We start from the raw sequence: 26519 nt of genomic DNA on the forward strand, positions 1-26519 counted from the left end.
AAGAAACATGAACTGGATCTACTGGGTTTGCGTCGGTCAGGCTGGGCGCATGAAGCCCGAAGCGAACCTCACCGGCCTGTTTGTCCCCTTGGTGACCCCGTTCACCGACGACCTGCGCCTCGCCCCGGACGCGCTCGCCCGGCTCGCCCATGAGGCGCTGTCAGTCGGCGGGGCGCGCGGCCTCGTTGCCCTGGGTACCACTGCGGAGGCGGCCACGCTGACCACCGAGGAGAAGCAGGCCGTGGTGCGTATCTGCTCGGCCGCCTGCCGGGCACACGGAGCTCCGCTGATCGTCGGCGTCGGCACGAACGACACCGCCGCCGCCATCACGACACTGCGGGAGCTCGCTCAGCGCGGTGACGTCGCCGCGGCGCTGGTTCCCGCGCCGCCCTACACCCGGCCCGGCGAGGCGGGAACCCTGGCACACTTCACGGCGCTCGCCGAACACGGGGGCCTGCCACTGGTCGTCTACGACATCCCGTACCGCACCGCTCAGCCCCTCAGCACCAGAACCCTGAACGCGCTCGGGCACCTGCCGGAGGTCGTCGGCGTCAAGTACGCGACCGGCGCGATCGACGCGGCCGCGATGGAACTGCTCGACTCCTCGGCACCGGGCTTCGCGGTGCTCGGCGGTGATGACACCGTCATCTCGCCGCTGCTCGCGGCGGGCGCCAGCGGCGGCATCCTGGCGTCGGCCAACGTCCGCACCGCTGACTACGCCGAGCTGATCTCGCTGTGGCAGCGCGACGCCACCGGACCGGCCCGCAGGCTGGGAACCGAGCTGGCCCGGCTGTCCGCCGCGCTCTTCGCTGAGGCGAACCCGACCGTCATCAAGGGGGTGTTGCACGCCCAGGGCCGTATCCCCAGCCCGACCGTCCGGCTGCCGCTGCTGGCCGCCTCCGCCGATTCGGTCCGGCGGGCGGCGGACCTGGCCACCACCCGGAGCCACCAAGCCCACCAAGAGGCCGCGGCCTGACGGGCCTGGCGGCGGCCCGCGCACGCGACCACCGGCCAACCTCCCCCAGACTTCGTCCGGGGGCGCCCCCAGCTCGTCGGGGAGCCGGCGCACCTGTTCCGGCAGTCGGCCGTAGAGGCGCTGCAGGAGGCCCTCCGCGACGCACCGGCCGGCCTCGAAGCCCACCGCCGCACCGTCGAGGGCCACGCCCTCGACGCCTTGCTGGCCGCCTCCCGCGAGGCTGACCTGCTGGTCGGTCGGCGCCCGGCGCCGCCCCGGCCACTTCGGACCCCGGCTCGGCCGGGTCGCCCACGGGGTGCTGCACCACGCGGCGTGCCCGGGGCTGTCGTACCTGAACCTTCCTGCAACAGCGGGAAGCTTTCCGACAACCGAAGACGACATCCGGAGCTCTCATGCCCCAGGCCGCCCACTCGGACGCCAGCACACTCACCGACCAGGAACTGCGCACCCTGGACGCGCACTGGCGCACCGCCAACTACCTTGCGGCGGGTCAGATCTGCCTCACGGCCGACCCGCTGCTCACCGAGCCGCTGAAGCCCGAGCACATCAAGCCGCGGCTGCTCGGCCACTGGGGTACCTCGCCCGGCCTGAGCCTCGTGTACACGCACCTCGACCGCGTCATCAAGGCGCGCGGACTCGACGCCCTCTGCGTGTGGGGGCCGGGCCACGGCGGGCCGGCCGTCCTCGCCGGCTCGTGGCTGGACGGCAGCTACAGCGCAACGTATCCGGACGTCTCCCGGGACACGGCCGGCACGGCGCGGCTGTTCAGGCCCTGGACAAGGACGGCTCGTCCCCGGAGAAGGACACCTGCTCGTGCTCATCGTGACCCGGCGCGGACGGACTCTCAGCGCTGGTACGGCCGATGTGATGAGCTGCCGTCGGGCCCGGTCCACCCATCGCTCCGGGGCGGGGACGTTCCCCCTGGCACAGGCCGTCGGCGACGGCAACAGCAGCCAAGGACGTGTCCTACATGGTCAGTTCGAGGAGACGTTCTACAGCAGCAGAGGGCCGCTGCCGACAACTGCCCCTCCGTGATCAAACGTACGGATTCAGAGCCGCGGGGCGCCGCCGGGCCCGGAAGCCGAACCGTCCGACGCCGCCGGGGACGTCGGCGGCCGAGACGTCGGCGACGAGGGGCAGTCCGTGCGCATCCGGCAGGACGTGCATCTGGGGACCCGGCTCACCCCGGTCCACGGGACCCGGGCCTGCGTGTTCGCCCCTCTTTCAGCGCGGACATGAGCCGAGTCGAGGACCACACGGGAGACGTCGGCCAGGCCCGCATCGTCCAGTTGGTGCAGAACCGCTTCATGCAGCCGGCCCCACACACCGGCCCGCGACCAGATCATGAACCGGCGATGGGCGGTCGATTTCGAGATCCCGAAACACGGCGGCAGCGCCCGCCATGCGCAGCCACTCACCAGCACATAGGTGATCGCGGCGAACAGCGTCTCGTCAGGCGTGTTCTGTTTTCCGCCGCCCTGCGGCCGTGCCCGGTCCTCCGGAATCAACGGCCTGGCGATCTCCCACAAGCCATCCGGAACAATCCAACTCCACGTGCCCCGCCCCATACCCGGCCCAACGATCAACTGCCATATAGGACACGGTCCCACGATGGGGATTCGCCGCGCAGTTATGCAACAGCAAGCTACGCCAGATTACTCCAACCTCATACGCAACATCGGAGTTTTCTATTGCGGCGCCTATCCGGCTGGCTGTAGCCTGCGGTACGCCAAGATAGGGGCACGCCGAGTGGCATATTCAGTGAAAAGCTGCCATGGGATCCGCCACCGGAAAGTCTCTGCATCGCGCGCTTTCTAAGAAAACGGGGGGACGGAGGGATGAATTCCCTGTTATCGCGATTACGGAAAAGGCGTGGGCTCGGACACCTGATTCAGGGTGTCATCGCCGGCCTGACGGCGTTGCCGTCCGCCACCCTCCTCGCCGCGCCCCCAAGGACACCGCCGGAGTCCCGCGAGGCTCCGCGCCGCCTGAGAAGTCGTGCACCGGCAGGGCTTCTGATGCCCGTTCAGGTCACCGTGAGTCGTCCGGTCAAGGGAAGTCCCGTGGCTCACGAGAGGCCCGCCGCACCCGTGTGACCGCCGGGGTGCGGCGATACGCAGGTTGTGCCCCGAGCCGGCAGAGTCGACCGGAGCGCCGGCGCGGACCTGAGCCCCGGCGCCCGCGGCCACTCGCCGATCCCGACGGTACCCGAACGCCGTCGACCACGCGGCAGCGGTCCGCGCGCCAAGCGATACCAGCAGCGACACCAACTCGCAGCGTGAACATCGAAACTCCTGTGAACAATCCGCAGCCTCGTGCGCCGTCCGTCCGGTTTTGCCTCGCGCCGGATTACCGACGCCCGCCGTAGCGGCAGCCATGGACGCACTCGGCTCCAAGCCCTTTCTCTCCGCGTGGCCAGGACGCCGACAGCCGGCCGGATCCGATCGAACCGCTCGAAAGATTACGGAGTTCAGCAATGTCCGAGCCCACCACGCCCGACATGTGTACGCGCACTCACCGGCCGGCCGACGCTTCCCGGGAGCGGGCGAGCGTTCAGACCTCCCTCGCCCCGGGAGCGGTCGATCTGCCGTCCCTCGTGCCGATCATGTACACGTTCATGTTCCGGAACATCGCGAGCGACGGCTTCGTCTACAGCGATCCCCAGTCGCCGGGCGACGTGTCCCGCGACTCGAAGCCGGGCTGCATCATCGCCGCCCCGTCCTTCCCGGCCCTGACTCCCGGCATCGACGAGGACTACGTCTTCAACTGGGTGCGGGACGGGGCCATCACGGCCATGGAGGTGGCGAAGGCCCACATGCCCGTGAGCCCGGGCGGGACGGTGCAGACGCTCAACGACTACGTGTCGTTCGCGGACCTCTGCCACTCCAACGCCCAGCCGACCAAGGGTCACGCCTGCTTCAACATCGCCGGCGACGCCCGCCCGTGGACCGAGCAGAACGACGGTCCGGCCCTGCAGACGATCACCATCCTGGCCGCCTACGACCAGCTCGACCTCGGCACCCAGAAGCGGGCCGTCGACCTGGTGAACTCGAACGTGGCCTTCCTCCTCGGCGTCTACAAGGACCCCACCACGAACCTGTGGGAGGAGCACAGCGGGTACAGCTTCTTCGCCCGGGCCGCCCAGCTGCGCTGCTTCGAGGAGATCAAGGCCTCGAAGATCGTCGGCGTCAACAAGCCGACGGGGCTGCGGCCCGCCATCGAGTGGCTGCGCGAGGCCCTCGCAGGCCACTGGGACGGAAGCAAGTACGTGAGCATGATGGCCGACCCCGGTGACGGGGCGCAGCCGTCGCCCCAGAATCCCGTCGTCGAGGGGTACGACCCGAACATCGACATCGTCCAGGCGGCCGTCTACGGCGCCGTTCCCGTCATCGACACCAAGATGCTGGCCACCGCGGCCCAGCTGCGCTCGCAGTGGGAAGAGGGCGGCATCGCCTTCTACCCGATCAACAAGTCGGACAAGGAACAGTTCGGCATCGGGCCGATGTTCGGCCGCTACCCGGGTGACGTCTACGACGGTGACACCGCGCACCCGGTCCTCGGCGGCCACCCCTGGGCCCTCTCCACGTGCAACGTGGCCGAGCTGCACTACAAGCTGGCCACCGTGATCAAGTCGAGCGGCAAGGTCCCGCTCGACGACCTGTCCGCACCCTTCTTCGCCCAGTCCGGCATCGACGCGTCGACGGCACCGGCGGCAGCCGCCGCCGCCCTGACGGCCACCGGTGACGCGATGGTGATGGCCGTCATCTACCACAGCGACCACCTGGAGCTCTCGGAGCAGTTCGACGGCACCACCGGCTACCAGCGCAGTGTCCGCAACCTGACATGGAGTTACGCCGCCTACCTGTCCGCCATGCGTGCCCGAGCCGAGGCCGTGTGACCGTGGCCGGCCGACTCCGGCTCCGGCCGCCACACCGGTCCCGGCTGCGCCCGGCAGAGGAGGAGTGACTGCCCCATGTACGCGAAGTTCCCTCACGGGGCGGCGAAGCGCACCGACCCCGCGGCGGCGGCCGGGGATCTCTACGACGCCGTCATCGTCGGCGGCGGGATCTCCGGCGCCCTCATAGCCGCGCGGCTGAGCGCAGCCGGCAGGAGAGTGCTGATTCTGGAAGCGGGCCCGGCCGAGGACCTCACCCTGAGGGGCTACGAGAACTACCTCGACCGGTTCTACTCGGCCATCAGCAAGGACAACCAGGCCCCCTACCCGGCCGCCGCCAACGCCCCGATGCCCCGCGGCACCGACGCGCGGCGCATCACCCCGGGCGCGCCCGACGCCTCGTCCTACATCGTCCAGAGCGGCCCCCTCGCCACCGACACGACGTACACGCGGGTCCTCGGCGGCACCACCATGCACTGGGAGGGCAAGACGCTGCGGATGCTGCCGGAGGACTTCCGGATGCGGACGCTCTACGGCGAGGGGACCGACTGGCCGCTGACCTACGAGGACCTCTCCCCGTACTACAACGAGGCCGAACGCGAGATCGGCGTCTCCGCCGACGTGGAGGACCAGGCCTACCTCGGGATCACCTTCGACGAGGGCTATGTGTTCCCCATGAAGGGGCTGCCCCTGTCCTACCTGGACCAGATGGTCGCCAAGGACCTCGACGGAATGCCGGTCGAACTCGACGGGGAGCGGCGAGAGCTGCGGGTCCGGCCGTTCCCGCAGGGCCGGAACGGGATACCGAACCCGGCCTACGACGGCGGGAAGGGGTATGTGCCGCAAGGGGCCGTGAGCACGTACCAGGTCGAGGTCGGCGAACGCTGCCAGGGCAACAACAACTGCGTGCCCATCTGCCCCGTGCAGGCCAAGTACAACGCCGGCAAGACCCTCGCCGTGGCCCTCCAGAGCGGCCGGGTCGACCTGGTGGCCCAGGCGGTGGCCTACAAGGTGCACGTCGACGAGCACACGCGCCGGGTGACCGAGATCGAGTACCGCCGCTACGACCGGCCCGACAGCCCCGGCTTCACCACCGCGCGGGCCCGCGGCCGGCTGTTCATCCTGGCCGCCAACGCGGTGGAGAACCCCCGGCTGATGCTCGCCTCCGGCCTGCGCGGTTCGAGCGGCCTGATGGGGCGGAACTTCATGGACCACGCCTACCTGCTGGCGTGGGGGCTGCTGCCGGAGGTGGCCGGCACCTTCCGTGGCACGAACTGCACGGGTGGCATCACCGACCTGCGCGGGGGCCGCTTCCGCAGCCGCCAGGCGGCGTTCAGCGTCGACATCCACAACGACGGGTGGGGCTGGGCCCGGGGCGCGCCGATGACCGACCTGATCGACCTGGTGGACGCCGGTGGCCGTTACGGCGAGTCCCTGCGCCAGGGGCTCGTGGACCGGGTGTCACGCCAGCTTCAGCTGGCGTTCATGGTCGAGGTCCCCGCCAACCCGAGCAACCGGGTCACCGTGAGCCCGGACTTCACCGACAAGCTCGGCAACATGCGGCCCATCCTCACCTACGACATCCCCGAGTACACGATGCGGGGGGTGGCGTACGCCCGGCAGCTGTCGAGGCGGATCTTCGCCCGCCTCGGGGCCGAGGACCACACCGCGTACGACCCGAACTTCTGGGGCTACGCCGTCCACGACGGCGAGGGGTACGAGATCCGCGGGGGCAACCACCTCGCCGGCACCCATGTGATGGGCCGCGACCCGTCGACCTCGGTGGTCGACGCGGATCAGCGGTGCTGGGACTACCAGAACCTGTACATGGTCGGCGGGGGAAGCATGCCCACCGTGGGCACGTCGAACGTGACGCTCACCATCGCCGCCCTGTGCCTGCGCAGCACCCGGGCCATGCTGGCCCAGCTCGACTCCGAGACCGCACCGATCGAGGTCACCTCGGCCGGCGCCACCCAGCACCCATCTCAGGAGGCGGCCCGGTGACCGAGTCGACCATCGAGAACCGTGACGACCTGATCAGCTACCTGCACGCGGCGATGGCGCTCGAGCACGCGACCATCCCCCCGTACCTGACCGCGTACTACTCCATCCGCTCCACCACCAACTCCGACGCCGCCCACATCATCCGGGTGGCCGCGGTGGAGGAGATGCTGCACCTCACCCTCGTCGCCAACGTCCTGAACGCCATCGGCGGGAAGCCCGACCTGACCCGACCCGGCTTCGTGCCGTCCTATCCGGCCTACCTGCCGGACGGCGAGGACGACTTCACCGTCGACCTGCGGCCCTTCTCCCCCGAGGCGGTGGAGACGTTCTGCAAGATCGAGCGGCCGGGCAAGGCGCCCAGTGCCGACTCACGGCTGGTGAAGTCATCGCACGGCGGGACTCCGCTCCTGGTCTCCAGCCCGACGGCCGAGGGGATGCACTTCTACAGCATCGGCGAGTTCTACGAGGAGATCATCGAAGGGCTCGAGAAGGTGTCGGCCGGCGACCCCGGGCTCTTCTGCGGGGACCCGGCCCTGCAGGTGGGGCCCGAGTACTTCTACTCCGGCGGCGGGGGGATGATCGTCGTCTCCGACCTGGAATCGGCCCAGCGGGCGCTCCGCTTCATCGCCGCCCAGGGCGAGGGCCTCGACTCAGGCATCTACGACGCGGACGGAGAGCTGGCCCACTACTACCGCTTCCGGCAGCTGCAGCTCGGGCGCTACTACCAGGAGGGCGACCGCCCCGACTCACCTTCGGGGCCCCCGCTGAGCATCTCCTGGGACGATGTGTACAAGGTGAAGGTGAGTGCCCGGCTGGCCGACTTTCCGGCGGGTTCGGAACTCGCCCGTGTCGCCCGGGACTTCAACGCCGACTACGGGGCCTTCCTCGCCCTGCTCACCGAGGCGTTCAACGGGCGGCCGGGCCTCCTGCAGGAGGCCGTCTGCGACATGTTCCGCCTGCGCGACGGGTTCAACAGGCTGATCCGCAACCCCCTGCCGGGCAGCGACAGTCTGCACGCCGCTCCCACCTTCGAGATCGCGGCCGCGGCCGGGTCCGGTCCGCAGGCCTCACCGGGGGCCGGCGGGACAGCCCAGGCGGTGACGCGATGACCGCCCCGTCGTTCGAGGAGTTCCTCGTCCTGTCGGTCGACCTCACCGCCTTCGAGGAGACCGATCTGCTCGGCACGGGCATGGCCCACACGTATCTGGCGAAAGTGCGGGCCGCCTGCGGCGACGAGGTCGTCGCCGCCCTCCTGGACGCCCACCGGGCGGCCCGGGCCGACGCGGCCGGCGACGCCGGCAGCCATGCCCGGACCCCGCTCGACCGGGATCGGTTCGACCGGGCCCTGCGCCACCGGATCTTCAGCGACGACCGGCTCGGCCCGGTGGCCCGGAACGTCATCAAGCTCTGGTACGCCGGGATGTGGTACGCGCTGCCACCCGAGTGGACCGACCGCTACGGGGCCCGTACATCGGCCGAGACCTCCACGGTTACCGCCGCCTCCTACCAGGAGGGGCTGCTGTGGCGGGCCATCGGGGCCAATCCTCCAGGTGCCAAGGCACCCGGATACGGCTCCTGGGCCCAGCCACCCCGCATCGCGGACCGCTACCTGAAAGGGGCGACACGATGACAGAGTTGGCTGACCGCCTCAGCCCGGACAAGGTGAAGCTCGGCGTCTGCTGCACCCTGTGGTGGAACGACGACTTCCCCACCATCGACGCCGGTATCTCCTTCGGCCAGGCCGTGAGCGAGATGGCACTCGCCGGCTTCCAGGGCTGCAGCATCGGGCACAAGTACCCCTCGGACGCCGCCGAGCTCAAGGCCGCCCTCGATCTCCGCGGCCTGCGGGTGTCCGAGCCCTGGACGAGCACGTACTTCACGATCGGCAAGATGCGGCAGAAGACGATCGCCGCCTTCGAGGAGACGCTGGCCCACATCAAGGCGCTGGGCGGGACCGAGCTGGTCGTGGCCGAGTTCGGGGCCTCGTCGCACCTGCTTCCCGTCGACGTGTTCGCCAACCGCCCGGTCTTCACCGACGCCCAGTGGGACGCCCTGACTTCGGGCCTGAACGAGCTGGGCAAGATAGCCGGCTCGGCGGGGATGAAGCTCAGCTATCACCACCACATGGGCACCGGCGTCATGACCCGGGCCGACATCGACCGGCTGATGGCCTCGACCGACCCGGACCTGGTGCATCTGCTGCTCGACACCGGCCACATGGCCTTTGCCGGCGACGATCCGCTGGACCTGGTCCGGGCCTACGCCGACCGCATCGGTCACGTCCACATGAAGAGCGTCCGGCCCGAGGTCGTGAGCCGGGTGCGTGAAGAAGGCCTGTCGTTCCAGGAGGGCGTCGAGCTCGGCGTCTTCACCGTGCCCGGAGACGGCGCGATCGACTTCCGGCCCATACTCGAAGTCCTGGCCGACGCCGATTACCAGGGGTGGCTGGTGGTGGAAGCCGAGCAGGATCCGAACAAGGCCAACCCGCTCGAGTACGCCAAGAAGGCCCGCGCCTACCTCGCCGACATCCTGGGCTGGTGACGATGAACGTGACATTGGCGCGGGGCTTCCAACCGAACGTCGAGCGGGACGTGTACTTCAGCTTCTTCATGTTCACGGCCGATCTGCGTCCGCAGGACACCCGCTACACCCAGATCCTGATCACCCATCTGAAGGCCCTGACCGAAATGGGCTACGCCGGCTTCGACGTGCATATCGCCGCCCGGCCCACGACCGTCGACCACAAGCTCGAGCTCGACAGCTACATCGGCCTGCGGAAGGCCTTCGACCAGGCGGGCCTGCGGGAGGTCAGGTTCACCACCAACGTCGGGACCACGCGGACCTTCGACCCGACCTCGCCCTACGCGGAGCAGCGTGCACAGGCCCTCTCCTATCTGAAGTCGCGCGTCGACATCACCCGGGCCCTGGGCGGCGGCGACACGATCATGTCGGGTCCGTTCCTCTACCCCTACGGCGTCTTCCCGCTCACGGACGACGGCGAGCCGCTGTGGAGCGACGACCTCCAGGAGTGGATGAAGCCGCGCTTTCACGCGGCCCGTGGAGTCTTCGAGGAGCTGTCGGAGTACGCGGCGGCCCGGGAGGTGAAGCTCGCCATCGAGCCCGTGAAGAGCTGGGAGACTCCCCCGCCCAACATGGTCTCGGAGGTCCTCGACTTCCTCGAGGGGCTCGAACACCCGCAGGGCGGCGTGACGATCGACACCGCGCAGGTCCTGATGGAAAGCCAGGGTCCCTCGGTCTTCCGGAACAACATCGCGCGGGCCGTACGGCAGAACCGGCTGCACTACGTCCACATCTCGGCGCCGGACCGGGGAGCGGTGAAGGACAGCTGGATTCCGTGGGACCTTGTGCGCAGCGAGGTCGAGCCGGTGTACCGCGGGCCGTATCTCGTCGAGGTGTTCAACGCGATCCCGCCGTTCGTCAGCTCGATGCGAATGGCGCGCAGGCGCTTCTGGCGGCCCGGCGAGGACGCCCCGGTGCGGGGCGCGGACAGCGCCTACGACGTCGCAAGAGCGGCGCTGGAGGAACTGAACACGCGCATCGCCGCATAGCCCCGCCCTTTTCTCGTCCCGTCCCTATCGGGGAGGTCCCGGATGCCGGCTCAGATGTCGGACCCCATCGTCATGGTCGTGAAACAGGCGGGCGACGTCCGTATTCACACCTTCGTTTCCTCTTTCAGCGACGGCAACATCGCGAACGCGACGCACATCGTCGAGACCAGGAACTGCCTCGTACTCGTCGACGGACAGTTCCTCGCCCCTTATGCAAGGGAGTTCAGGGCGTACGCGGACAGCCTGCGCAAGCCGATCGACCGGCTGTATCTCTCCCACCGGCACCCCGACCACTGGTTCGGCCTGGGCGCCGCGTTCCCCGACGTCACGGTCTACGCGCTCTCCGAGACCATGACCTTCATCCATGAGCACGGGGAGGAGTCGCTCAGCGACCACTGGAAGCTCGGCGGCCTCCTCCCGGAGCACGTCGTCGTCCCCAAGCAGGTCGCCAGTCCCGGGCAGGAGACGATCGACGGGGTCCGTTACGTCCTGGACCGGGTGACGGACACCGAGATCGACTTCCACCTCACCATCGGGCTTCCCGAACTGGGGGTGTACTTCGCCCAGGACCTGCTCTACAGCGGCACCCATCTCTATCTGACATCACACCTGGGCCACTGGATCCGGGTGCTGCAGGACCTGCTGGTGTCGGAGTACGAGCTCTTCCTGCCAGGCCACGGCCTTCCCGCCGACAAGAACGAGGTCGCCCGCAACATCGAGTACCTCTCCGCGGCCCGTGAGGCCGCAGGCAACGGCCTCACGGGCGCTGCCTTCAAGGACTTCCTGCTGCAGCGCTATCCGGAGCGCAAGTGCCCGGGCATCTTCGACATCTACCTGCCCCGGCTGTTCGGCGGTGCAAGCGAATACTGACCACTGATCACAGAGGAGTTACGCCATGGCAGAGCGCTGCACGGTCGGGCAGTACCTGGTAGACCGGCTCCACCAGCTGGGTCTTGACCACCTGTTCGCCATCGCGGGCGACTACTCCATCGACTGGCTGAACCGGTATGTCGCGCCGAGCAGCGTCGAGATCATCGAGGAAGTCAACGAGGTCAACGCCGGCTACGCGGCGGACGGATACGCGCGGCTGAAGGGCATCGGGGCCCTCTGCGTCACCTACTCCGCCGGCGCGCTGTGTGCCGTGAACGCCGTCGCCGGCGCCTACGTCGAAAAGGTGCCGCTCGTGCTGATCAACGGCACGCCGAGCATCAAGAAGACCATCATCTTCGAGCAGACCGGCTTCAGCGCGCACCACTTCATCACCGGGCGGGAGACCGACCTCCAGTCCTTCGAGCACGTCACGGCCGCGGCCATCCGGATCGACACCCCTGAGCTCGCGCCGGGCCTGATCGACCACGCGCTGAGAACGTGCATCACCGAGCGCCGCCCGGTCTACATCGAGCTGCTCCAGGACATGGTCGACCTCGAGTGTGAGCCGCCCAGGGGCGTCCTCAAGCCGGCCAAGCCCCTGTCGGACCGGGACAGCCTGACCCAGTCGGTCGCCCAGATCCGCGCGAGGCTCGAAAGCGCCGAGAACCCTCTCATCTGGGTGGGTCCTGAGGTCGACCGGTTCGGCCTGCAGGACAAGGCCGCGCGCCTGATCCAGCAGCTGAACATCCCCTTCGTCACGGAACTCCTCAGCAAGGCCGTCCTCTCCGAGGACGATCTGCTGTTCGCCGGCGTGCTCGACGGCCAGGCATCGTCCGAGGCCGTCACGGAGCTGGTCGCCGCCTCCGACTTCGTGCTCGCCCTCGGCGTGTGGCTGACCGACATCAACTCCCTTGGCTGGGAGCCGGATTACGACAAGACTGCCTTCGCGTCGTTCGACGCGGTCAAGCTCGGTACCTTCTTCGGCGGGCACGTAGCCCTTGAGCACCTGATAAGCGGCATTCTGGCGGAGAAGATCACGCCCAAGTCCCGGAAGCTCCCGGAGCGTCCGGCACGCAGCGCACCTGCCATGAGTCCCTCCGAGATCATCACGTACCAGGGGTTCTACGAGTTCATCCAGCGGTACGTCGACCGGAACACCGTCATCAGCAGCGACGCGAGCATGAACTATTTCGGGAGCCTGCTGCTCGATGTACCCGCCCCGGGAGGGTTCATCGTTCAGTCGTCGTACTCCTCGATCGGCTACAGCGCGCCGGCCGCGACGGGTATCTGCCTGGCGAAGAAGCCCAATCAAAGGGTGATGGTGTTCTCGGGCGACGGCGGCTTCCAGATGACCGCCCAATGTCTCTCGACGCAGACCCGGTTCCAGCTCAATCCCATCATCTTCGTCATCGACAACGGCGTTTACGCCGTGGAGCAGTGGCTCGCCGATGCGGGGGTGTTCCATTCCGACAAGCCGTTCTACAAGCCCTGCGTGCTGCACCGGTGGAATTACAGCACGCTGGCAGAGGTCTTCGGTTGTCGGGGGTGGGAAGTCGGCACGTACGGAGAGCTGAGTAATGCCGTGACGGGTGCACTGGAGAACACGAGCAGCCCGTCCATCATCCAGGTGCGGGTGCCCGACAAAACGATCCCCGACAACGCGAAGTGGAAGACCCAGTAGCAGGAAAGCCCACCAGCAGGAACGATCTAGGAGCAGACACCATGCCGACGAAGATCACCGCAGTCTACGAGAACCCGAAGTCCCCCGAGGCTTTCGAGGCCGGTCACCACGAGCAGATCGCGCTGGCGAAGAAGATCCCCGGAGTCACCAGGATCGAGAGCGCGAAGGTCTGGCCGAAGGAGGACGGCAGCCCGACGCCCGCCTATCGCGTACTCGACCTGTACTTCACCGACTACGCCACGGCCAGCAAGGCCGTGACGACCGAAGAGGCGTCGGCGTTTGTCGCCAAGGTCTTCGAGCTGGCGACCGGCGGTGTACGGCTCCTCTTCACCGACGTCGAGGACGTCTGATCTCGATCCGCCGAGGCGTCGCGTCCGCGCGGTCCCGACGGGACGGGGCGGTTCCGTACGCCGGTGGAGGTGGGCCCGGTCGTCGCCGGGCCCACCCCCGACGCACCCTCAGGCGCCGACAGGCCTGGCCGGGCCGGGGACGTTGCGGAAGCGGAACGGCTCCGGTTCGCGGCCGGCCTGGATGAACCAGCACTGTCCGGTGTCGTCGCCGGTGACGATCCGCAGCACCGTGTCCGCGACGGCCTCAGCCGGGATGACCGGCAGTCCCTGCTCGGAGAGCATGCCGCGCAGGTGGTCGATGATGCGCGACTCGGCGAACCCCGGGCAGACCGCGTTGAAGCGGACGTTGTCAGGGGCGAGAGCCGGCCCCAGGGAGCGTGCCAGTCCCACGACCGCGTGTTTGTCGGCCGCGTACAGCGGATCGAGCGGCACCGCCGCCAGGCCCGCCAGGGACGCCGTCGCCACGATCGACCCGCCGCCGCGGGCCCGCGGCGCGGGCAGCACCGCGTGGGTGCCGAAGACCACGCCGTCGAGGTTGGCGCCCATCGCCCGCCGGCAGCGCACCGGGTCGAAGTCCTCGCCGACGCCGCATCCGGTCGCCACCCCCGCGTTCAGCAGGGTGATGTCGACACCGCCGTACCGCTCCTGGGTGAACTCCACCAGAGCGCGGTTGGCGTCGAGGTCGGAGACGTCACAGGCGTGGAAGTGCCCGTCGACCGGATCGGCCACCTCGCGCCCGCCCTCGCCAGTGCCAGCGCCGAGGCCCGGCCCAGTCCGCTGGCGGCACCGGTGACGATCGCCACCTTGCCGTGGAGCGAGACGGCGTCCCGCTGCTCTCCTGGCAGCGCGGCGGCCACGCCAACTCCAGCACGAGCTTGCCGACGTTCGCACCGCGGAAGAGCATCTGCAGGGTCGCGGGGAAGCCGTCGACGGTGCCCCGCACGACGTGTTCCGAGGGGCCCTGGACGGGCGCGGCGTTGTTGTACTGACTGATCGCGCCGCAGACCACGACGCGTGCGTGCATCGCCAGCCGGGTCAGGGCGGTGTCGAGGATGTCCCCTCCGACGTTGTCGAAGTAGACGTCGATGCCCTCCGGGGCGTGCTCACGCAGTGCCTTCTTGACGTCCTCGGTGCGGTGGTCGATCGCCGCGTCGAATCCGAGTTCGCCGGTGAGCAGCGCGCACTTCTCGGGCCCTCCGGCGATGCCCACGACGCGGCAGCCCCTGGCCTTGGCGATCTGACCCGCGATGGTGCCGACCGCGCCGGCCGCCCCGGAGATCACGACGGTCTCGCGGTCCTTGAGTGCGCCGACGTCCAGCAGGCCGAAGTAGGCGGTCATGCCGGGCATGCAGCTCGCGTGCCGCCAGGGCCCAGCTGAGCTCCACCGCGGTGTCCGGAGCGGCCAGGCTGGTGCCGGTGAGCTCCTCGAAACGGCGTAGCCGGTAGCGGACGGTGTTGACGTGGACGTGTGCGCCGCGGGCGGCTTCGCGGATGCGCCGTCCGCTCTCCAGGTACGCCCGCACCGACTCCTCGATGAGCGCACCGAACTCGCCCTCCGCCTCCAGGGGGCGCAGATAGCGGTCGAGCAGCAACTCGGAGAGTTCCGCTTCGGAGACCACCGCCACCCGCCACGACAGGTCGCCGAGGTCGTACACGCCACGCAGACCGAACGTACGAGCGGTCTCCAGCAGCCTGCCGGCGGCACGGAAGGAGCGGTGTGTCGCGGCCAGGTCCGTCGGCGGCCCGAGCCCCGCCGTCACCTGCAGGTCACCGTGTGCCGTCGCCGCGGTGGTGGGGGGGAGAGCGGGTGAAACCCTTCTCCAGTCGCCTGACGGTGCGTCAGGAAGGTCGGCAAGTGGTCCGCATGAGTCCTGAAAGACCTGGGGAAAGCTGCCCGAACGTGCGACTCGTTGTAGGGTATGGAAACAGCCCTTGACCTGCAAAAACGCAGGCAGGGAGCCTACTTGTGGGAGTGCCCCGATGTTGCGTACCATGTTCAAGTCCAAGATCCACCGCGCCACCGTCACCCAGGCCGACCTGCACTACGTGGGATCGGTGACCATCGACGCCGACCTGCTCGACGCCGCCGACCTGCTGCCGGGCGAGCTCGTGCACATCGTCGACATCACCAACGGCGCCCGGCTGGAGACGTACGTCATCGAGGGTGAGCGCGGGTCCGGGGTGATCGGGATCAACGGGGCGGCCGCCCATCTCGTGCATCCCGGAGACCTGGTGATCATCATCAGCTACGCTCAGGTCACCGACGCCGAGGCGCGCGAGCTGAAGCCGCGGATCGTGCACGTCGACGGCGGCAACCGGATCGTGTCCCTCGGTGCCGACCCCTCCGAGCCGGTGCCCGGCTCGGACCAGCAGCGCAGCCCGCAGGCCGTCGGGGCCTGACCGGGGGGCCGCGCCGGACCGGACCAGGAGCGCCGAGCCCATGAGCGAGATCGAGATCCGCGACGACCGGGCGGCGGGCCGCCTGGAGGCCGTCGGCGAGGGGGAAGTCGCCGGCCGCATCGAGTACTTCGTGCTGGAGTCGCCCGCCTGCGCCCTGGTCCCGGTCCACACGATCGTCGAGCCCGCGCACGAGGGCAGGGGGATCGCCGGTTCCCTCGCCCGTGAGCTGTACGCCCTCGCCGAGCGCGAGGGCGTCCCGGTGGTGCCGCTGTGCCCGTACGTCGCCGGGTGGGCCGAGCGGCACCCGGAGGTCGCCGCGCCGGCCGGTCCGGAGCTGACGGCGGCGGCCGTGGAGTGGCTGCGGGCCCGCCCCGGCCGGTTCTGAGCGGCGGTTCGCCCTGTCGGACGAGTGACCGGGGGCCCGTCGGGTAGGCGGGGGAGTAGTCCAGAGGCGACGTCCAGCGACTGCCCGGAGGACACCATGACGCACCCGCACCCCGACCCGGTCCCGCCGGGGCCGACCCCGGGTCCCGGTCCCACCCCGCCGGACCCCTACCCGAGCCCCGTCCCACCGCCCGAGCCGGTCCCGCAGCCCACACCACCGCCGCCGGGTCCCGGCCCGACCCCACCCCCGGCCCCGCCGGATCCTTCGCCTTCGCCGATCCCGCCGGGCCCGGAGCCGGTACCGAACCCGGAGCCAGGTCCCCCGCTCACCTGAAAGCACCGGGCACGGCAGGAAGGGGCGCGGAGAGCTACGCGGAAACCTCGGACCGGTCCCCGCCCCACAGCGTGTGGAACGCCCCCTCCCGGTCCACCCGCCGGTACGTGTGCGCCCCGAAGAAGTCCCGCTGCCCCTGCGTCAGAGCCGCCGGCAGGCGAGGCGCCCGCAACGCGTCGTAGTACGCCAGCGCCGCCGCGAACCCCGGCGTCGGCACGCCCTGCCGGGTCGCGGCGATCAGCACCTCCCGCCAGTCGTCCTGCGCGTCCGCGATCTCACGCGCGAACGTCTCGTCCGACAGCAGGCTCGGCAGATCGGCGCGGGCGTCGTACGCGGCGCGGATCCGGTCCAGGAAGGCGGCCCGGATGATGCAGCCGCCCCGCCAGATCGAGGACACCGCACCGAGGTCGATGTCCCAGCCGTACTCCTCGCTGCCCGCGGCGATCTCGTGGAAGCCCTGCGTGTACGACACGATCTTCGACGCGTACAGCGCCTGCTCGACCCGGTCGGCGAACGCCGCCGCCTCCGACTCGCCGAGCGCGGCCGGCTTCGGCCCCGCCAGATCCCGCGAGGCGGCCCGCAACGCGGCGTGACCGGACAGCGACCGCGCGAACACCGCCTCGGCGATGCCGGACACCGGCACGCCCAGGTCCAGCGCGATCTGCACCGTCCAGCGGCCGGTGCCCTTCTGCTCGGCCTGGTCGACGACCACGTCCACGAACGGCCTGCCGGTCGCGGCGTCCACGTGGGACAGCACCTCGGCTGTGATCTCGATCAGGTAGGAGTCCAGCCGGCCGGTGTTCCAGGTGCGGAAGATGTCCGCGATCTGCGCCGGCGCGTACCCGGCGACGTCGCGCAGCAGCTGGTACGCCTCGCCGATCAGCTGCATGTCCGCGTACTCGATGCCGTTGTGGACCATCTTCACGAAGTGCCCGGCGCCGTCCGGACCCACGTGCGTCACACACGGCGCGCCGTCCGCGGCCTTCGCGGAGATCTTCTCCAGCATCGGGCCCAGCGACTCGTACGACTCCTTCGAACCGCCCGGCATGATGCTCGGCCCGTGCAGCGCGCCCTCCTCGCCGCCGGAGATGCCGGTGCCGACGAAGTGGATGCCCCGCTCGCGCAGCTCCCGTTCCCGGCGCCGGGTGTCCGCGAAGTGCGCGTTGCCGCCGTCGATGATCATGTCTCCGGGTTCCAGGAGCGGCGCGAACTCCTGGATCACCGCGTCGGTCGGCTCGCCCGCCTTCACCATGATCACCAGGCGGCGCGGGCGCTCCAGGGCCGCCACGAAGTCCTCGGCGGTCTCGGCCGCGACGAAGTCGCCCTCGTGACCGAACTCCTCCACCAGCGCCTTGGTCCGCGAGACCGTACGGTTGTGCACGGCGACCGTGTAGCCGTTGCGGGCGAAGTTCCGGGCGAGATTGCGGCCCATGACCGCGAGGCCCGTGACACCGATCTGCGCTGAAGTGCTCATACCGCCTGCTCCCTGGTTGCCTCGTGACTACGGCTCCGTCAGTACGGGTCCTCGCCCATCCTGACGTGCCGTCCCGGCGAGCGCACATCCGCCCCGCCACGCTTGTGTACGCGCGGAGGCCGCCGTCGGCCTCATTCCCCGGGGGAGGCCGCCAAGGACGGGCCGTTCCCGGCCACTTGGACGGCGCGGGAGGCCGGATTTCCGTCTTGTCATGGCCTGTTCGCGGCGCATACTTTTGCCCCTCCTGACGCATGCCGAGGGGAATTCGGACATGGCCGTACGCGGCCGGCATCGCCGGTACCAGCCGAACAGGATCAACCGCGCCTCACTCACCGTCACGGCGGGCGGCGCCGGCCTCGCGATCCCGCTGGTCGCCGCCGCCACGGCCGACGCGGCCGACGCCTCCACCTGGAACAAGGTCGCCGCCTGCGAGTCCAGCGGTGACTGGAGCATCAACACGGGCAACGGCTACTACGGCGGGCTGCAGTTCACCCAGTCCACCTGGGAGGCGTACGGCGGCACGCGGTACGCCCCGCGCGCCGACCTCGCCACCCGGGGCCAGCAGATCGCCGTCGCCGAGCGGGTCCTCGGCGGGCAGGGGCCGGGCGCCTGGCCGGTGTGCTCGGTGCGGGCCGGGCTGAACCGGGGCGACACCGGTCCGGGCCCGCACCCGGACGGCGCCGCGAACCGTCCGGTGCAGGCCGGGAGGCAGGCCTCGGTACCGGACGTACGGCCGCAGACCACCCCGCAGTCGCGGGCCGGCCGCGCCGAGATGTACACGGTGGTGCACGGCGACACCCTCTCCGGCATCGCCGACGAGCACCACGTCCGCGGCGGCTGGCGCGGACTCTACGCCGGCAACCGCGCGACGATCGGTGCCGATCCCGACCTGATACTGCCGGGCCAGCGGCTCAGCCTGCGCGGCACGACCGCCGGCTCCGCCACGACCCCGGCGAAAGAGACCGACTCCGGGAAACGGAAGGCCCCTTCGGGGCACCGGACCGCCCCGCACCACACCAGGTCCACCAGCCGCACGCTCGTCGCCCCCGTCGACGCACCCGTCGGCACCGGCTACCACGTGGCCGGCTCCCACTGGTCGAAGGGTTACCACACCGGCGTCGACTTCCTCGTGCCGACCGGCACCGCCGTGCAGGCCGCCGAGGCCGGGCACGTGGTGGCCGCGGGCTGGGGCGGCGCGTACGGCTATCAGGTGGTGATCCGGCACGCCGACGGCCGCTACACCCAGTACGGCCACCTGTCGGCGATCTCGGTGCGGACCGGGCAGACGGTCGCGGCGGGGCAGCGGATCGGCCGTTCGGGGGCCACCGGAAACGTGACCGGCCCGCACCTGCACTTCGAGGTGCGGACCGGACCGGGCTTCGGCACGGACATCGACCCGCTCGCCTATCTGCGGGCCGGCGGCGTCAGGATCTGACGCAGTCGCGGAGCGCGGGGCCGGCCGGCGGCGCGGAGCCGTCGGCGCTGCCCCCGCCGCCCGGTTCCGCTGCGAGAAGGTCCGGCGGCACCGGCTCGCCGAGCACCGCGTCGGCCTCCGGGGGCCCGGACCGCTCCGCCTCGGCCGGTGCTGCCGCCACCCGCTGCTGCGGCACGCCGCCGAGGCGGGCGTCCGCCGCGGCGGCGGACGCGGCGGCCTCCCCAAGGGATGCTGCGGGTTCCGCGAGGGATGCTGCGGATTCCGCGAGGGAATCGGCAAGGGCGTCCGCAAGGGCGGGAGCCCCGCTGCGCTCGATCCGCTCGGTGGTCAGCATGATCAGGCCGCCCGCAGCCACCACCCCGCAGCTCACCGCGAGCCCGGTGCCCATGCCGCCGTAGCGGAACGTCTCGCCGAACATCAGGATGCCGACGACGGCCGCCAGCACCGGGTTGACCACGGTCAGCGTGGCCAGCGGAACGGCGAGGCCGCCGCCCCGGTAGGAGGCCTGGGACAGCAGGACGCCGGCGACGGCGAACAGGCCGATCACCGCCAGGCAGGGCAGCGCGGACAGGCGGACGCCGTGGGTCCAGTCGACGGCGACGGTCTTGGTGAACACCGACGACATGCCGAACGCGACGCCGGAGGCGGCGGCGAGCAGCACACTGCGCACCGCCGGGTGCCGGTGCGCGGCCAGACCCGCGCACAGCAGCGCCACGACCGCGCCGCCGGTGACCAGCGAGACCGCCACCCGCTGCACCGCGTCGAGGGAGTGGGCGCCGGGGGAACCGACCAGGGACAGCAGACCGGCGAGGCCCACCGTGGTCATGACCGCGCCGCGCCAGGCGGCCGCCCCGGCCCTGCGGCCGACGCACAGCGCCGCCATGGGCAGCGCGAAGACGATGGTCAGCGCGCCCAGCGGCTGGACGAGGCTGAGCGGACCGCAGGCCAGCGCCACCACGTGCAGCACACCGCCGAGGCCGTTGAGCACCAGCGAGCCCCACCAGCCCGGCCGGCGCAGCGGCAGGTACGCGCGGGCGGACGAGGACACCGCCACCTGCTCCTGCACGATCGCGCCGGCCGCGTAGGCGAGGGCGGACACCAACGACAGCAGCACGGACAACGCGAGGGCGCTCATCGGCGTCTCCCCTGCGTGCGGCGGGCGCCCTGAGCCCGGCGCGGCGGACGGTCGGATTGCATGGCCAACACTCTGCCCGCCCGCGCTCGTCCCGTCGTCGTACCTGAGCACACAATGCGTCCTACTGCCGATGGAGTACACCGGCCGCCTGATCATCCTGGGGGCGGGTGCGCACGGTGGGGACCCGCGGCTCCGGCCGGGGAACGCACCTGGTACCAGTACCTGTCGTGGACCTCGACCCCGCTCTCGCCGCCCTCCGCCCGCTCGGCGGCTTCTTCGTCCTGCGTACGGCCCCGGGCCGGGCCGACGCCGCCGGCGGCCCGGATCCCGGGCGGCTGCCGACGCTCGCGGAGACCTACGCGGGGGTGGCCCGGGAAGGTCGCCGCGATGCCCTGACGGAGCGCGTGGCCACGGTGGCGGACCGGCTGGGCACGCCCGAGCCGCGCGTCGCCGCCTCCCTCGCCCAGCAGGGGCTGGCCGCCCGGCTGTGGTCGGTGGCCCTCGGCGGCGCCGTCCTGTACGGGCGGTCGCCCGACCTCGACCCGCGCCTGCTGCGCTGGGACCCTGCGGCCGCCGTCCCCGACGACCTGTACCTGACCGAACTGCGCCCGCGACCCGGTGACGCCGCCACCCTCGCCGCCACCGTGCTGCGCGGACACCTGGAGCCGCTGGGGGAGGCCCTGCGGGCCCGCTGCGGCAGCGCGCCCGGACTGCTGTGGGGCAACGCGGGCTCCGCGCTCGCCGGGGCGGCCCGGGAGCTGGACCGCTGGGCCCGCGCGCACGGCCGCGGCGACGCCGCCGGCCGGGCCCGTGCCCTGACGGACGAACTCTTCGCCCATCCCCTCCTGCGCACCACCGGCACCCGCACCGGCACCGCCTTCCGCCGCCGCAGCTGCTGCCTGTACTACCGGGTGCCCGGCGGCGGGGTCTGCGGCGACTGCTGCTTCACGCGGCCGCCGCGCTCTTCCCCAGGAGCCGCGTCTGGGTGACCATGAAGGGAACCTGCCACCGGTACAAGGGGGTTGTCGGGTGCGAGTGGGACTGCTGACCCGGGAGTACCCCCCGGACGTGTACGGCGGCGCCGGGGTCCATGTGGAGTTCCTGGCCCGGGAGCTGACCTCCCTGGTGGACCTGGAGGTGCACTGCTGGGGCGAGGGACGCGGGGTGGGCGTCGTACGCCACCGGTCCTGGTCCGCGCTCGACGGCGCCAATGACGCGCTGCGCACCTTCTCCGTGGACCTCTCCGTCGCCGCCGCCCTCCAGGGCCGCGAACTCGTCCACTCCCACACCTGGTACGCCAACCTCGCCGGCCACCTCGCCAAGCTCCTGTACGGCGTCCCGCACGTGCTCACCGCGCACTCCCTGGAGCCGCTGCGCCCCTGGAAGGCCGAGCAACTGGGCGGCGGATACGCGCTGTCGGGCTGGGCCGAGCGCACCGCGATCGAGGCCGCCGACGCGGTGATCGCCGTGTCCGGAGCCATGCGCGAGGACATCCTCGGCTGCTACCCGGCGCTCGACCCGGCCGCCGTGCACGTGGTGCACAACGGCATCGACACCCGCCTGTACCGCCCCGACCACGGCACCGACGCCCTCACCCGCCACGGCATCGACCCCCACCGCCCGTACGTCCTGTTCGTAGGCCGGATCACCCGCCAGAAGGGCGTGCCCCATCTGCTGCGCGCGGTACGGCACATCGACCCCGGCGCCCAGGTCGTGCTCTGCGCGGGCACGCCCGACACCCCGGAGACCGACCGGGAGTTCCGGGAGCTGTTCGAGGAGCTGAGCCGGGTCCGCACGGGCGTGTTCTGGATCCCGCGGATGCTGCCGCGCCCCGAGGTGATCCAACTCCTCACCCGCGCAGCGGTGTTCGTGTGCCCCTCGGTGTACGAACCCCTCGGCATCGTCAACCTGGAGGCGATGGCCTGCGGCACCCCGGTCGTGGCCTCCCGGGTCGGCGGCATCCCGGAGGTCGTGGCGGACGGCCGTACCGGTGTGCTGGTCGACATGGACGAGGAGTTCGAGACGCGTCTCGCCCGTGCCCTGGACACCGTCCTCGGTGACCCGGAGGCGGCCCGGCGGATGGGTGAGGCCGGACGGGAGCGCGCGGTCGGGGAGTTCGGCTGGGACGCCGTGGCCCGGCGCACGGCCGCGCTGTACGAGGAGGTCCTCAAGCAGGCTTAGCCCCGTCCGTGCGGGGCAGCCATGGTTCAACCAGGGTGAGGGGAGCGGCCATGCGTCGTGGAGGGCCTTCCGTACTCGGGATCGTACTGGCGGGCGGCGAGGGCAAGCGTCTGATGCCGCTGACCGCCGACCGCGCCAAACCAGCCGTCACCTTCGGCGGCACCTACCGCCTCGTCGACTTCGTCCTGTCCAACCTCGTCAACGCCGACATCCTGCGCATCTGCGTGCTGACCCAGTACAAGTCGCACTCGCTGGACCGGCACATCACCACCACCTGGCGGATGTCCAGCCTGCTCGGGAACTACGTCACCCCGGTCCCGGCCCAGCAGCGCCTCGGCCCGCGCTGGTACCTGGGCAGCGCCGACGCGATCCTGCAGTCGCTGAACCTGATCCACGACGAACAGCCGGAGTACGTGGCCGTGTTCGGCGCCGACCACGTCTACCGCATGGACCCGCGGCAGATGCTCCGGCAGCACATCGAGGGCGGCGCGGGGGTGACCGTGGCCGGCATCCGGGTGCCGCGCGCGGAGTCCTCCTCCTTCGGTGTGATCACCCCGGGTCCGGACGGCCGCGCCGTCGAGCGCTTCCTGGAGAAGCCGGCCGACCCGCCCGGCCTGCCGGACGACCCGGAGACCGTCTTCGCCTCGATGGGCAACTACCTCTTCACCACCAAGGCCCTCGTGGAGGCGCTGCAACGGGACGCCGAGGACGGGCAGTCGGTGCACGACATGGGCGGCTCGATCCTGCCCCAGCTCACCGCCCGCGGCGAGGCCCGGCTGTACGACTTCAGCGAGAACCACGTGCCCGGCGAGACCACCGGCGACCAGGGCTACTGGCGGGACGTGGGCACCCTCGACGCCTACTACGAGGCGCACATGGACCTCATCGCCGAGCGCCCCGCGTTCAACCTCTACAACCGCCAGTGGCCCATCTACACCCACTCGGGCCAGCTCTCCCCGGCCCGCTTCAGCGCGGGCGGCATCGCGAGCGAGTCCATCGTCAGCGCGGGCTGCCTGATCCGCGGTCAGGTCACCCGGTCCGTCCTGTCCCCGGGCGTTCGGGTCGACCCGGGCGCGGTGGTCCAGGGCTCGGTGCTGCACGACAACGTGCGCGTCGGCCGGGGCGCGGTGGTGCGCGGCGCGGTCCTCGACAAGAACGTCGAGGTCCCGCCCGGCGCCACCATCGGCGTCAACCCGGAACGGGACGCCGAGCTGTACACCGTCTCCAAGGGCGGCGTGATCGCCCTGGGGAAGGGACAGCGGGTGCCCTAGGGGACCCAAGCCTTCGGCCCTCGCGGTTCAGGGCCGGTTCGTTCGCACACATGACCTTGTGCGACGCGTTGGGCTGAACCCTCATGGAATGCCCGGGTTCGGGTCGTTCGCCCCTCAGGATGCAGGCAACGACTCGAACTTCCGGAGGTCATCCGACATGAGAGGGACCCGGCGCACGCGGCTGTGCCTGGCCGGGGTGCTGGCAGCGTCCGCGCTGATCGCCACCCCCGCCGCACGGGCTGCCGAGCGGACCGACGGCCACCTCACCGATCTGGTCAACCCGTTCATCGGGAGCCAGGACGAGGGCAACACCTTCCCCGGCGCGGCCGTGCCCTTCGGCATGGTGCAGCTCTCCCCGGACACCGGGCACAGCACGGGCTACGACTACACGCAGAACCGGATTCGCGGCTTCTCCCTGGTCCACCTCTCGGGCGTCGGCTGCCGCATCGGCGGCGACCTGCCCGTGCTGCCCACCACCGGCGACGTCACCCAGACGGACTACAGCCAGTACGCGGCCGGCTTCTCGCACCAGGACGAGACGGCGAGCCCCGGCTACTACGGTGTCGGCCTGTCCTCCGGCATCCGCGCCGAGCTGACCGCGACCGAGCGCACCGGCGTGCAGCGCTACACCTTCCCCGCCACCGGCAAGGCCAACGTCCTGCTGAACGCCGCCCAGTCGCTGCACAAGGCCGTCTCCAGCACCGTGGAGATCCTCGACGACCACACCGTGCGCACCGAGATCACCGGCCGTGGCTTCTGCCGGGACACCAACCCCTACACGGTCCACACGATCACCCGCTTCAGCCGGCCCTTCACCGCTTACGGCACCTGGGACGGAAAGACCGTCACCCCGGGGTCGCGCAGCGGACACGGCGGCGCCTACGTCCGCTTCGACACCACCCAGAACCGCACCGTCGAGGCGACCACCGCCCTGTCGTACGTCGACGCGGCCGGCGCGGCCGGCAACCTGCGCGCCGAGGGCGACCGGTCCTTCGACGCGGTACGCGAGCGGGCGCGTGCGCAGTGGGAGAAGCGGCTCGAAGCCGTCCAGGTGCGGGGCGGCACGAGCACCCTGCGCCGCACCTTCTACTCCTCCCTGTACCGGTCGTTCCTCGCCCCGAACATCGGCAGCGACGCCGACGGCCGGTACCTCGGCTGGGACCGCCGGACCCACCGCGCCGACGGGTTCACGTACTACCAGAACTGGTCCCTGTGGGACACCTACCGCACCCAGGCCCAGCTCCTGGCGCTGCTCGCGCCGCACGAGGCACGGGACATGGCCCGCTCGGTCGTCGCGATCGCCGAGGACGGCGGCTGGCTGCCCAAGTGGGGCTACGGCCCGGTCGAGACGAACGTCATGAGCGGCGACCCGGTCACCCCGTTCCTGACCACGGCGTATCAGACGGGGCTGCTCAAGGGCTTCGAGGAGCGGGCCTACCGGGCGCTGAAGAAGAACGCCGACGGTGTGCCGCCCGCCGACTACCCGGGCATCGGCCGGGAGGCCAACACCGAGTACCTCGCGCACGGCTTCGCCCCGTTCATCAAGGACCGTCCGCTGGCCAAGCTGGGCGACTCCGACTACCACCACGGCGCCTCCGTCACCCTGGAGTACGCGCTCGCCGACGCCATGCTGGCCCAGATGGCCCGCGGACTGGGCCACGAGGCGGACGCCGACCGGTATGCGGCCCGCGCTCAGAACTACCGGACCATCTTCGACCCGTCGACCGGCTTCTTCCGCGCCCGTGACGCCTCCGGCGCCTTCACCGGCTCGGCCGACCCGGCGCTCGGCACCGGCTTCCACGAGGGCACCGCCTGGCAGTACCAGTGGCTCGTGCCGCAGGACGTGCCCGGCATGGTCCGGCTCATCGGCGGCGAGCGCGCCGCCAACGAGCGCCTGGACTCCTTCTTCGCCTACGACCGGCTGCTCGCCGACCCCGCGAGGACCGCCCGCGAGGTGTGGGTGCACGGCGACGCGTACGCGTACTACAACGCCGACAAGTACAACCCGATGAACGAACCCGACCTCATCGCGCCCTACACCTACCTCGCCACCGGACAGCCGTGGAAGACCACCGACGTGGTGCACGCCGCCCTGACCCTCTTCACCGACGGGCCCACCGGCATCACCGGCAACGACGACCTGGGCACGATGTCCGCCTGGAACGTGCTGTCGTCCATCGGGCTCTTCCCGATCCAGCCCGGCTACAGCACCTGGGGACTGTCGACCCCGGTCTTCGACCGCGTCGACCTCACCCTGGACCGCCGGTACTGGCCGAGCGGCGGGCTGACGATCGCCGCGCCCGGCACCTCCGCCACCGACCGCTACATCCAGACCGTCCGCGCCGACGGAACACCGCACGAGCGGACGTATCTGACGACGGGTGCGCTGCGCTCCCTGCGCTCGCTCGCGTTCACGGTCGGCCCGCGCCCGTCTGAGTGGGGTACGTCACCCGAGGCGGCGCAGCCCGTCCTGAAGTGACCTCACGTATCCCTTGGTCCCGCCCCCTTTGACGGGGCGGGACTTAATCTGGTGTTAACTGAGCGTAGCCTGATCGTACTT

22 protein-coding genes and 4 pseudogenes are annotated in these 26519 nt (G+C 70.7%); 20 read left to right on the forward strand and 6 right to left on the reverse strand.

Features of this window, described 5'->3' with window-relative positions; genetic code table 11:
* Window positions 1-49: 49 nt before the first annotated feature.
* The 3 genes and pseudogenes from ABT171_RS06980 to ABT171_RS06990 form a co-directional block, all read left to right on the forward strand.
* Window positions 50-976 (forward strand): dihydrodipicolinate synthase family protein, encoded by a 927-nt coding sequence (locus ABT171_RS06980; protein ID WP_351240635.1) that lies wholly within the window; start codon window positions 50-52, stop codon window positions 974-976.
* Window positions 977-1312, forward strand: a pseudogene (locus ABT171_RS06985) (universal stress protein); the annotation flags it as partial. It lies immediately after the preceding gene.
* Between the two features lie 56 nt (window positions 1313-1368).
* Window positions 1369-1755, forward strand: a pseudogene (locus ABT171_RS06990) (phosphoketolase family protein); the annotation flags it as partial.
* Window positions 1756-2065: 310 nt separating this feature from the next.
* Here the strand turns inward: ABT171_RS06990 and ABT171_RS06995 are convergent.
* Window positions 2066-2544, reverse strand: a pseudogene (locus tag ABT171_RS06995) (transposase); the annotation flags it as partial.
* A 908-nt stretch (window positions 2545-3452) separates the two neighbouring features.
* Between ABT171_RS06995 and ABT171_RS07000 the strand changes: the two are divergent.
* The 9 genes from ABT171_RS07000 to ABT171_RS07040 all read left to right on the forward strand — a co-directional run bounded on the left by ABT171_RS07000 (window position 3453) and on the right by ABT171_RS07040 (window position 13345).
* Complete coding sequence (locus ABT171_RS07000) at window positions 3453-4874, forward strand: glycoside hydrolase family 15 protein (protein ID WP_351240637.1); 1422 nt, start codon at window positions 3453-3455, stop codon at window positions 4872-4874.
* A gap of 75 nt (window positions 4875-4949) precedes the next feature.
* On the forward strand, window positions 4950-6875 hold the full coding sequence (locus ABT171_RS07005) for a GMC family oxidoreductase (protein ID WP_351240639.1): 1926 nt from the start codon (window positions 4950-4952) through the stop codon (window positions 6873-6875).
* Window positions 6872-7984 carry a ferritin-like domain-containing protein gene (locus tag ABT171_RS07010; protein WP_351240641.1) on the forward strand — a complete coding sequence of 371 codons (1113 nt, stop codon included), beginning with the start codon at window positions 6872-6874 and terminating at the stop codon, window positions 7982-7984. Before ABT171_RS07005 ends, ABT171_RS07010 begins: the two co-directional genes overlap by 4 nt.
* Window positions 7981-8505: a hypothetical protein gene (locus ABT171_RS07015; RefSeq protein ID WP_351240643.1), complete on the forward strand. Its 525-nt coding sequence runs from the start codon at window positions 7981-7983 to the stop codon at window positions 8503-8505. The genes ABT171_RS07010 and ABT171_RS07015 overlap by 4 nt, the downstream gene beginning before the upstream one ends.
* Window positions 8502-9416, forward strand: coding sequence for a myo-inosose-2 dehydratase (iolE, locus tag ABT171_RS07020; protein WP_351240645.1), 915 nt, complete (start codon window positions 8502-8504; stop codon window positions 9414-9416). The genes ABT171_RS07015 and iolE overlap by 4 nt, the downstream gene beginning before the upstream one ends.
* 2 nt (window positions 9417-9418) lie before the next feature.
* On the forward strand, window positions 9419-10444 hold the full coding sequence (locus tag ABT171_RS07025; protein WP_351241097.1) for a sugar phosphate isomerase/epimerase family protein: 1026 nt from the start codon (window positions 9419-9421) through the stop codon (window positions 10442-10444).
* Between the two features lie 42 nt (window positions 10445-10486).
* A complete protein-coding gene (locus ABT171_RS07030; protein ID WP_351240647.1) occupies window positions 10487-11314 on the forward strand; it encodes an MBL fold metallo-hydrolase in 828 nt (275 codons plus the stop codon).
* Window positions 11315-11339: 25 nt separating this feature from the next.
* On the forward strand, window positions 11340-12995 hold the full coding sequence (locus ABT171_RS07035; RefSeq protein ID WP_351240649.1) for an alpha-keto acid decarboxylase family protein: 1656 nt from the start codon (window positions 11340-11342) through the stop codon (window positions 12993-12995).
* 41 nt (window positions 12996-13036) lie between these two features.
* On the forward strand, window positions 13037-13345 hold the full coding sequence (locus ABT171_RS07040; RefSeq protein ID WP_351240651.1) for an EthD family reductase: 309 nt from the start codon (window positions 13037-13039) through the stop codon (window positions 13343-13345).
* Window positions 13346-13453: 108 nt separating this feature from the next.
* Here the strand turns inward: ABT171_RS07040 and ABT171_RS07045 are convergent, their stop codons facing one another.
* From ABT171_RS07045 to ABT171_RS07055, 3 genes and pseudogenes are all read right to left on the reverse strand, one after another.
* Window positions 13454-14074: an SDR family NAD(P)-dependent oxidoreductase gene (locus ABT171_RS07045; RefSeq protein WP_351240653.1), complete on the reverse strand. Its 621-nt coding sequence runs from the start codon at window positions 14072-14074 to the stop codon at window positions 13454-13456.
* Entirely contained in the window at window positions 14037-14693 is a 657-nt protein-coding gene (locus ABT171_RS07050; RefSeq protein ID WP_351240655.1) for a zinc-binding dehydrogenase, read from the reverse strand. The genes ABT171_RS07045 and ABT171_RS07050 overlap by 38 nt, the downstream gene beginning before the upstream one ends.
* A 70-nt stretch (window positions 14694-14763) precedes the next feature.
* Window positions 14764-14838, reverse strand: a pseudogene (locus ABT171_RS07055) (helix-turn-helix domain-containing protein); the annotation flags it as partial.
* Here ABT171_RS07055 and ABT171_RS07060 point away from each other — a divergent pair.
* From ABT171_RS07060 to ABT171_RS07070, 3 genes are all read left to right on the forward strand, one after another.
* Complete coding sequence (locus ABT171_RS07060) at window positions 14806-15156, forward strand: hypothetical protein (protein ID WP_351241127.1); 351 nt, start codon at window positions 14806-14808, stop codon at window positions 15154-15156. The pseudogene ABT171_RS07055 and the gene ABT171_RS07060 overlap by 33 nt on opposite strands.
* 169 nt (window positions 15157-15325) lie before the next feature.
* Window positions 15326-15745, forward strand: coding sequence for an aspartate 1-decarboxylase (gene panD, locus ABT171_RS07065; RefSeq protein ID WP_351240657.1), 420 nt, complete (start codon window positions 15326-15328; stop codon window positions 15743-15745).
* 40 nt (window positions 15746-15785) lie between these two features.
* Window positions 15786-16130 carry a GNAT family N-acetyltransferase gene (locus tag ABT171_RS07070; RefSeq protein ID WP_351240659.1) on the forward strand — a complete coding sequence of 115 codons (345 nt, stop codon included), beginning with the start codon at window positions 15786-15788 and terminating at the stop codon, window positions 16128-16130.
* A 367-nt stretch (window positions 16131-16497) separates the two neighbouring features.
* Here ABT171_RS07070 and gnd read toward each other — a convergent pair whose 3' ends face one another.
* Window positions 16498-17937 (reverse strand): NADP-dependent phosphogluconate dehydrogenase, encoded by a 1440-nt coding sequence (gnd, locus tag ABT171_RS07075; protein WP_351240661.1) that lies wholly within the window; start codon window positions 17935-17937, stop codon window positions 16498-16500.
* A gap of 271 nt (window positions 17938-18208) precedes the next feature.
* Between gnd and ABT171_RS07080 the strand changes: the two genes are divergently transcribed.
* Window positions 18209-19372, forward strand: a complete 1164-nt coding sequence (locus tag ABT171_RS07080) for a transglycosylase family protein (protein WP_351240663.1) — start codon at window positions 18209-18211, stop codon at window positions 19370-19372.
* Here the strand turns inward: ABT171_RS07080 and ABT171_RS07085 are convergent.
* Window positions 19362-20507 (reverse strand): DMT family transporter, encoded by a 1146-nt coding sequence (locus tag ABT171_RS07085; RefSeq protein ID WP_351240665.1) that lies wholly within the window; start codon window positions 20505-20507, stop codon window positions 19362-19364. The genes ABT171_RS07080 and ABT171_RS07085 overlap by 11 nt on opposite strands.
* A gap of 227 nt (window positions 20508-20734) precedes the next feature.
* Between ABT171_RS07085 and ABT171_RS07090 the strand changes: the two genes are divergently transcribed.
* The 4 genes from ABT171_RS07090 (at window position 20735) to ABT171_RS07105 (ending at window position 26438) form a co-directional block, all read left to right on the forward strand.
* Window positions 20735-21496 (forward strand): (2Fe-2S)-binding protein, encoded by a 762-nt coding sequence (locus tag ABT171_RS07090; protein ID WP_351240667.1) that lies wholly within the window; start codon window positions 20735-20737, stop codon window positions 21494-21496.
* Window positions 21497-21536: 40 nt separating this feature from the next.
* Window positions 21537-22688 carry a glycogen synthase gene (gene glgA / locus ABT171_RS07095; protein ID WP_351240669.1) on the forward strand — a complete coding sequence of 384 codons (1152 nt, stop codon included), beginning with the start codon at window positions 21537-21539 and terminating at the stop codon, window positions 22686-22688.
* Window positions 22689-22738: 50 nt separating this feature from the next.
* On the forward strand, window positions 22739-23959 hold the full coding sequence (gene glgC / locus ABT171_RS07100) for a glucose-1-phosphate adenylyltransferase (RefSeq protein WP_351240671.1): 1221 nt from the start codon (window positions 22739-22741) through the stop codon (window positions 23957-23959).
* A 157-nt stretch (window positions 23960-24116) separates the two neighbouring features.
* The gene (locus tag ABT171_RS07105) at window positions 24117-26438 is read left to right on the forward strand and encodes a GH92 family glycosyl hydrolase (protein ID WP_351240672.1); all 2322 of its coding nucleotides are present in this window, start codon (window positions 24117-24119) and stop codon (window positions 26436-26438) included.
* The last annotated feature ends 81 nt before the right edge of the window (window positions 26439-26519 follow it).

This window comes from Streptomyces sp. NPDC001851 (assembly GCF_040297165.1).
Taxonomy (GTDB): Bacteria; Actinomycetota; Actinomycetes; order Streptomycetales; family Streptomycetaceae; genus Streptomyces.

Excerpts from the sequence above, each read along its gene's own strand:
- gnd (WP_351240661.1), bottom strand. The coding sequence starts at position 17,937 with ATGAGCACTTCAGCGCAGATCGGTGTCACGGGCCTCGCGGTCATGGGC.
- ABT171_RS07030 (WP_351240647.1), top strand. The coding sequence starts at position 10,487 with ATGCCGGCTCAGATGTCGGACCCCATCGTCATGGTCGTGAAACAGGCG.
- ABT171_RS07040 (WP_351240651.1), top strand. The coding sequence starts at position 13,037 with ATGCCGACGAAGATCACCGCAGTCTACGAGAACCCGAAGTCCCCCGAG.
- iolE (WP_351240645.1), top strand. The coding sequence starts at position 8,502 with ATGACAGAGTTGGCTGACCGCCTCAGCCCGGACAAGGTGAAGCTCGGC.
- ABT171_RS06980 (WP_351240635.1), top strand. The coding sequence starts at position 50 with ATGAAGCCCGAAGCGAACCTCACCGGCCTGTTTGTCCCCTTGGTGACC.
- ABT171_RS07080 (WP_351240663.1), top strand. The coding sequence starts at position 18,209 with ATGGCCGTACGCGGCCGGCATCGCCGGTACCAGCCGAACAGGATCAAC.
- ABT171_RS07085 (WP_351240665.1), bottom strand. The coding sequence starts at position 20,507 with ATGAGCGCCCTCGCGTTGTCCGTGCTGCTGTCGTTGGTGTCCGCCCTC.
- ABT171_RS07000 (WP_351240637.1), top strand. The coding sequence starts at position 3,453 with ATGTCCGAGCCCACCACGCCCGACATGTGTACGCGCACTCACCGGCCG.
- ABT171_RS07025 (WP_351241097.1), top strand. The coding sequence starts at position 9,419 with ATGAACGTGACATTGGCGCGGGGCTTCCAACCGAACGTCGAGCGGGAC.
- ABT171_RS07005 (WP_351240639.1), top strand. The coding sequence starts at position 4,950 with ATGTACGCGAAGTTCCCTCACGGGGCGGCGAAGCGCACCGACCCCGCG.
- panD (WP_351240657.1), top strand. The coding sequence starts at position 15,326 with ATGTTGCGTACCATGTTCAAGTCCAAGATCCACCGCGCCACCGTCACC.
- glgC (WP_351240671.1), top strand. The coding sequence starts at position 22,739 with ATGCGTCGTGGAGGGCCTTCCGTACTCGGGATCGTACTGGCGGGCGGC.
- ABT171_RS07105 (WP_351240672.1), top strand. The coding sequence starts at position 24,117 with ATGAGAGGGACCCGGCGCACGCGGCTGTGCCTGGCCGGGGTGCTGGCA.
- ABT171_RS07070 (WP_351240659.1), top strand. The coding sequence starts at position 15,786 with ATGAGCGAGATCGAGATCCGCGACGACCGGGCGGCGGGCCGCCTGGAG.
- ABT171_RS07015 (WP_351240643.1), top strand. The coding sequence starts at position 7,981 with ATGACCGCCCCGTCGTTCGAGGAGTTCCTCGTCCTGTCGGTCGACCTC.
- ABT171_RS07050 (WP_351240655.1), bottom strand. The coding sequence starts at position 14,693 with ATGCCCGGCATGACCGCCTACTTCGGCCTGCTGGACGTCGGCGCACTC.
- ABT171_RS07035 (WP_351240649.1), top strand. The coding sequence starts at position 11,340 with ATGGCAGAGCGCTGCACGGTCGGGCAGTACCTGGTAGACCGGCTCCAC.